4 protein-coding genes, 1 tRNA gene, 1 other RNA gene and 1 pseudogene are annotated in these 6,535 nt (G+C 70.5%); 6 read left to right on the plus strand and 1 reads right to left on the minus strand.

The genetic code is table 11. The annotated features are described in order from the left end of the window. Nucleotides 1-340: pseudogene (locus D1350_RS23290) on the plus strand (hypothetical protein); the annotation flags it as partial. A 48-nt stretch (nucleotides 341-388) separates the two neighbouring features. On the opposite strand, the gene D1350_RS23295 reads toward D1350_RS23290, so the two are convergent. Continuing rightward, nucleotides 389-474: transfer RNA gene (locus tag D1350_RS23295), tRNA-Ser, on the minus strand. A gap of 150 nt (nucleotides 475-624) precedes the next feature. Between D1350_RS23295 and ffs the strand changes: the two genes are divergently transcribed. From ffs to D1350_RS24815, 5 genes are all read left to right on the plus strand, one after another. Further along, nucleotides 625-721, plus strand: an RNA gene (ffs, locus tag D1350_RS23300) — signal recognition particle sRNA small type. 404 nt (nucleotides 722-1,125) lie between these two features. Beyond that, complete coding sequence (locus D1350_RS23305; RefSeq protein WP_125778452.1) at nucleotides 1,126-2,022, plus strand: MetQ/NlpA family ABC transporter substrate-binding protein; 897 nt, start codon at nucleotides 1,126-1,128, stop codon at nucleotides 2,020-2,022. Then, nucleotides 2,022-3,065 carry a methionine ABC transporter ATP-binding protein gene (locus tag D1350_RS23310; RefSeq protein ID WP_125778453.1) on the plus strand — a complete coding sequence of 348 codons (1,044 nt, stop codon included), beginning with the start codon at nucleotides 2,022-2,024 and terminating at the stop codon, nucleotides 3,063-3,065. The genes D1350_RS23305 and D1350_RS23310 overlap by 1 nt, the downstream gene beginning before the upstream one ends. Continuing rightward, nucleotides 3,062-3,718 carry a methionine ABC transporter permease gene (locus D1350_RS23315; RefSeq protein WP_125778454.1) on the plus strand — a complete coding sequence of 219 codons (657 nt, stop codon included), beginning with the start codon at nucleotides 3,062-3,064 and terminating at the stop codon, nucleotides 3,716-3,718. The genes D1350_RS23310 and D1350_RS23315 overlap by 4 nt, the downstream gene beginning before the upstream one ends. A 55-nt stretch (nucleotides 3,719-3,773) precedes the next feature. After that, nucleotides 3,774-6,434 (plus strand): S8 family serine peptidase, encoded by a 2,661-nt coding sequence (locus D1350_RS24815; protein ID WP_125778455.1) that lies wholly within the window; start codon nucleotides 3,774-3,776, stop codon nucleotides 6,432-6,434. Nucleotides 6,435-6,535 lie beyond the last annotated feature (101 nt).

Here is a 6,535-nt window from a genome sequence, read left to right on the forward strand (position 1 = left end):
CTCGGCAGCGATGTCCGCGCTGGACAAGACGCTGCACCCGCGGTTCCTGTCCCTGGCCGAGCGGGAGCAGATCGCCGATCTGCGCCGTGAGGGTGTCCGGTCCGACCACGTCGGGACCAACGGCAAGATCTCACTGCGCCGGGCGGGCAAGATGCACCACCTCGGCATCGGAACAGCCCACGCCGGCAAGGCCGTCCTCATCCTCGTCACCGACACCCACACCACCGTCATCGACCGTGCGACCCACCAGACCCTAGCCACCAACACCATCGACCCGACCCGCACCTACTGGCGCAACAACGAACGAGAGCCCGGCCGATGGCCGGGCTCTCGGATATAAACGATGACGCGAGACATCTATCAACGATGTCCCGCGTCATCACATCTGCGGAGGATGGGGGATTCGAACCCCCGAGGGCTTTTAACCCAACACGCTTTCCAAGCGTGCGCCATAGGCCACTAGGCGAATCCTCCTCGTGCCTGGGGTGAGCCGGGCACGGCCGACCACGGTTGAGACCTGGAGAGGCCAAGACCGGGAGCGGCCTCACGAGGATACCGGACATGGGGCCGTGCCAACGAATCGGGCCGATTCGAAGAGCTGGCCCCCGCTGGGCTAGGCTGGGGGCAGACCCCTCGTGCGGCACTATCTCGCCGAACTCCCCCAGGGCCGGAAGGCAGCAAGGGTAAGTGAGCTCTGGTGGGTGTGCGAGGGGTCCTTTGTGTCCGGGGCCACACGGCCCACGAACCGCGCGATTCCGCCATTCGTCCACGATGTGGTCGCCTGGCCGTTCGCATCGTGGGATTTCCCGCTCGCCGGTTGGTGTCGACGCCCGATTGCGGCGCATGATGGCGACATGCCCCGCCTCCTGACTGCCGCCCCGCAGCCGCGCCGCGCCTCCTGGTGCCGTGCCGCCGCGTGCTGTCGCGGCATGTCACGCGGGCGAATGTGCAGCCGCTGACCGCGACCCCGCACAGCTGAACCCGGGCCGCCGGCCCTCAGGCCGCGCCCCGCGCGCTCGCCACGTCGCTGATGGCCGTGGCCCGCCGCACCGCTCTTCCTCACCAGGCCCACCCGGCCATCCCCTTGCGCGCGCACCCGTGCGCCCACTTCCGGAAGGAATCCCCATGTCTCGCACCCGTCTCGTCCCCCTTGCCGCCCTGGCCTCCGCCACCGTCCTGGCCCTGTCCGCCTGCGGCTCGCCGGAGCAGGCCGGTCCCGCCGCGGGCACCGCCGAGGACCCGATCCGCGTCGGCGTCGTGTCGTCGGGCGAGGACTACTGGGACACGTTCGTCGACAAGGCCGCGGAGGAGGGCATCACCGTGGAGCTGGTCAGCTTCTCCGACTACCAGCTCCCGAACCAGGGCCTGACCGACGGTGACCTGGACCTCAACCAGTTCCAGCACCTGCAGTTCCTCGCCGGCTACAACGTGAGCTCCGAGAGCGACCTCACGCCGATCGGCGCCACCGCCGTCTACCCGCTGGGGCTGTACTCCACCAAGCACGGCTCGGTCGACGACCTCCCGGACGGCGGCGAGGTCGCCATCCCCAACGACGAGACCAACCAGGCTCGCGCCCTCCTCGTGCTCCAGGAGGCCGGTCTGCTGACCCTGCGCGACGGCGGCAACTCCTTCTCCACACCGGCCGACGTGATCGAGGACGAGTCGCGCGTGACCGTCACCCCGGTCGACGCCGCGCAGACGGCGCTGGCCCTCCAGGACGTCGACGCGTCGATCATCAACAACGACTTCGTGGGCGACGCCGGCCTGACCGCCGACGACGCCATCTACTCCGACGACCCCGACTCCTCGGCGGCCGAGCCGTACATCAACGTGTGGGTCGCCCGCGCCGAGGACGCAGAGGACGAGCGGCTCGCCCAGCTCGTCGACCTCTTCCACAGCCCCGAGATCGAGGAGGGCGTGCTCGAGGCGTCCGGCGGCACCGGCGTCATCAAGGACGACGAGCCCGCCGAGCTGCGGGACATCCTCGCCGGTATCGAGGAGAACCTGCGGGCGCAGGGCTGATGAGCAGCATCATCTCCTTCCGGGAGGCCACCAAGGTCTTCCCCGCACCTCGCGGCCGCGGCCGCGAGGTGCGGGCGGTCGACGGCGTCTCCCTCGACGTGCGAGAGGGCGAGATCTTCGGGGTCATCGGCTACTCCGGGGCGGGCAAGTCCACCCTGGTGCGGCTCGTCAACGCCCTGGAGACCGTCACCTCGGGCGACGTGGTGGTCGACGGCGTCTCGCTCGCCTCCCTGGGCGAGGCGCGCCTGCGCCCGGTCCGGGCGGGCATCGGGATGGTCTTCCAGCAGTTCAACCTGCTGTCGTCGCGGACCGTCGCCGGGAACGTGGCCTACCCGCTCGAGGTGGCCGGCTGGACCCGTGCGCAGCGCGACGCCCGGGTGGCCGAGCTCCTCGAGTTCGTCGGCATCGCGGACAAGGCGGGCGCGTACCCGTCCACGCTGTCCGGCGGGCAGAAGCAGCGGGTGGGCATCGCCCGTGCGCTCGCGACGAACCCGCGGATCCTGCTGGCCGACGAGGCGACGTCGGCCCTCGACCCCGAGACCACGCAGGACGTCCTCGCCCTGCTGCAGCGGGTCAACCGGGAGCTGGGGATCACCGTCGTGGTGATCACGCACGAGATGGACGTGGTGCGCTCGATCTGCCACCGCGTCGCGGTGATGGAGCACGGGCGCGTGGTCGAGGTGGGGGAGGCGTACCAGGTGTTCAGCGCCCCGGCCCACGACGTCACGCGCCGGTTCGTGGCCACCGCGCTGCGCGACCGGCCGTCGCCCGCGGTGCTGGAGCGGCTCCGCACCCGGCACACCGGGCGGATCGTGACGGTCGGCGTGGACGAGGTCGCCGGGTCGTCGGCGCTGATCACGCGGGTGCTCCGGGAGCACGGCGTGGACGGGACCGTCGTCTACGGCGGGATCACCGAGGTGGCCGAGCGGCCCTACGGGTCGCTCACGCTCGAGCTCGTCGGGGACGCCGGCGCGGTGGAGGAGGCCGTGGTGGCGCTGCGCGCCGTCACGCTCGTGGACGACCACGGGAGGGCAGACCGATGACGTGGGACAGGCTGGCACCGCTGCTGGGCGAGGCCTTCGGGCAGACGGCATACATGGTGCTCATCACGCTGGCGGTGGGCGGGTTCCTCGGGCTGGCGATCGGGCTCGGGCTGTATCTCACCCGGCCCGGGAACCTCCTGGCGAACCGCCTCGTGTTCGCCGTGCTGAACCTGGCGGTCAACGTGGTGCGCCCCGTGCCGTTCATCATCTTCCTCGTGGCGCTCGGGCCGCTGACCCGGGCAGTGATCGGGCGGACCATCGGGATCGAGGCGTTCACGTTCGCGATGTGCTTCATGGCGTCGTTCGTGTTCGCGCGCCTCGTGGAGCAGAACCTCGTGACGATCGACCCGGGCGTGGTCGAGGCTGCCCGGGCCATGGGGGCGTCGCCGTTCCGGATCGTCCGTACCGTGCTGGTCCCGGAGGCGCTCGCGCCGCTGATCCTCGGCTACACCTTCCTGTTCGTCGGCGTGCTCGACATGTCGGCGATCGGCGGGTACCTCGGGGCCGGCGGGCTGGGCGACCTGGCGATCGTGCACGGCTACCGGCAGTACGACTGGGCCGTGACCGCGGTGGTCGTGGTGATCATCGTGCTGATCGTGCAGCTTGTGCAGTGGCTCGGCAACTCGCTGGCACGTCGCGCGCTGCGGCGGTGAACTTTGCCCTAGTGTGTGCGCAACCTTCCCACCTCCACGAAGGAGAGTTGTGCGCATGAATCTGCCACGACACCGGTCTCTCGGAGTCATCGCCGCGCTCGGCATCGTCGCCGCGGCGCTGGCGGCGCCCACCACAGCGACGGCCGGCCCGACCGGGCTCACCGAGCTCGCGCCCTTGTACGACGCCCCCGTAGCCGACAGCGGACTCGTCGCCGAGACGGCGGGCCGCTGGTTCGTCGAGCTCGAGGGCGAGCCCACGGCGGCGGGCGGCTCGTCCCTCGCTGTGCGGAACCAGCACGCGGCGTTCCGCTCGTCCGCGAAGGCGAACGGCGTCAAGCTGACCGAGCGCCGCGCGTTCACGTCGCTGTTCAACGGCTTCTCCGTGGACGCCGACAGCTCCCAGATCGCCACCGTCCGGGCGCTCAACGGCGTCAAGGCCGTCTACCCGATGGTCTCGGTCGCGATCCCGGAGAACCAGCAGGCGTCGATCCCGGACCTCGCGACCGCGCTCGCGATGACCGGCGCCGACGTGGCTCAGAACGAGCTGGGCCTGACCGGCGCGGGCATCAAGGTCGCCGTCATGGACACCGGCATCGACCTCGACCACCCCGACCTGGGCGGCCCCGGCTTCCCGAGCTCGCGCGTGGTGACCGGCTGGGACTTCGTCGGTGACGCCTACGACGAGGGCTCGCCCGATGCCGCCGCCCGGGTGCCGCACCCGGACGCCGTCCCGGACGACTGCCAGGGCCACGGCACGCACGTCGCCGGCATCATCGGCGCCGACGGTGAGGTCACCGGCGTCGCACCCGGCGTGACCTTCGGCGCGTACCGCGTGTTCGGGTGCGAGGGCTCCACGTCGGCCGACATCATGATCGCCGCCATGGAGCGGGCGCTCGCCGACGGCATGGACGTGCTCAACATGTCGATCGGCTCGGCCTTCACGTGGCCGAACTACCCCACCGCCACGGCGTCCGACCGCCTCGTGGACGAGGGCATGGTCGTCGTCGCATCGTTCGGCAACAGCGGCGCGAACGGCCTCTGGTCCGGTGGCGCCCCCGGCATGGGTGAGAAGGTCATCGGCGTGGCGTCGGCGGACAACACCCACTCGCCGGCGAACAAGGCGGTGCTCTCCACAGGTTCCGACCTGCCGTGGACGCTCCTCTCCACCGTCGAGGCGCCGCCCACCTCGGGTACCACCGACCCCATGGTCCCCGTCGGGTTCGGCTGTGCCGAGGCCGGCGACCCGATCACGGTCGACCTGACCGGAAAGGCTGCGCTCATCTCGCGCGGCACGCCGAACCCCAGCGTCTCGTGCTCCTTCGACACAAAGTACCGCCAGGCGGTCGAGGCCGGAGCCTCCGCGGTGTTCATCCACAACAACGTGCCCGGCCTGTTCTCGGGTGGCGGCGTGGTCGACCGCGGGGCTCCCGGCGTCGGCATCTCGCTGGCCTCCGGCAACGAGATCAAGGCGGCGATCGCAGCGGGCGCCGAGGTGTCCGCGACCTGGACGGACGAGACGACCGTCGTCGTGTCGCCCACCGGCGGCAAGATCTCGTCCTTCAGCTCAATCGGGCTCTCGCCCGACCTCACGCTGAAGCCGGACATCACGGCTCCGGGCGGCAACATCAACTCGACGTACCCGCTGGAGAAGGGCGCGCACGCCGTGCTCTCGGGCACGTCGATGGCGGCGCCGCACGTGGCGGGCGCCGTGGCGATCCTCCTCGAGGCGCACCCCGGCCTCGCGGCGGACGAGGTCCGCGACGTGCTGCAGAACAGCGCCGACACGATCACGTACTCGACCTCCGCGTTCCCGGAGCTCGTCTCCAAGCAGGGCGCGGGCATGGTCGACGTCGACGGGTCGGTCCTCGCCGGCGCGGCGCTCACCCCGGGCAAGCTGTCGCTCGGTGAGGGCTACGGCGGCACCCGGGCGGTGACGGTCACGAACACGACCGACGCGGAGCAGACGTTCGCGTTCGCGCACAAGGCGGCGCTGTCGACCTTCGGCAGCACGTTCGCGCCGAGCCTGTCGTCGTACGCGGCGGCCGCGACCTTCTCGGTGCCGAGCCTCACGCTCGCGCCGGGTGCGTCCGGCTCCGTCGACGTGACGGTCACGCTCCCCGCTGACGTGACCGACGAGGACCACTTCGTCTACGGCGGCTTCGTCGTCGCGACGTCGTCGGACGGCACCGCCTACTCCGTCCCGTACGCAGGGTACGGGGCCGACTACCAGGCGATCGAGCCGATCGGCTTCTCCAACCTGGGAACCGTCACCGCGTGCGCCGACTTCATCGGTCTCGACTGCGTGTCCGACACGTCGTCGTGGGAGACCTTCGAGGAGGACGGCGCGTCGTTCTCGCTCCAGACGGTGGACGGGCTGCCGGACGTGCCGTACTTCCTCGTGAACTTCGACCACCAGGTCGAGGACTACGAGATCGTCCTGTACTCCGCGCGTACCGGGAAGCCGTTCAACAAGGTGTTCAACAAGGTGTTCCAGACGGACGAGGGCGTGGCCCGCAACTCCGGCGACAACGCCTTCACGCCGTTCGCCTTCGGCGGCACGGTCACGAAGTCGACCGGCGGGACCATCGTCACCAAGACGGTGCCCGACGGCGACTACTACGTCGTGGCGACGGCCCTCAAGGCCGGCGGCGACGCGTCGAACCCCGACCACGTGGTCGGCTGGACGTCCCCGGTCTTCACGATCGACCGTCCGTGAGCTAGCTGTACTGACCCGAGAGGTTGTTGACGCGGGCGATAGGCGTGAGGCCGCCGATGCCGAGGTGGGGTCGTTCCAGGTTGTAGTGCTTGAGCCAGGCA

The sequence above is a fragment of the Antribacter gilvus genome (assembly GCF_003946865.1).
GTDB lineage: Bacteria > Actinomycetota > Actinomycetes > Actinomycetales > Cellulomonadaceae > Antribacter > Antribacter gilvus.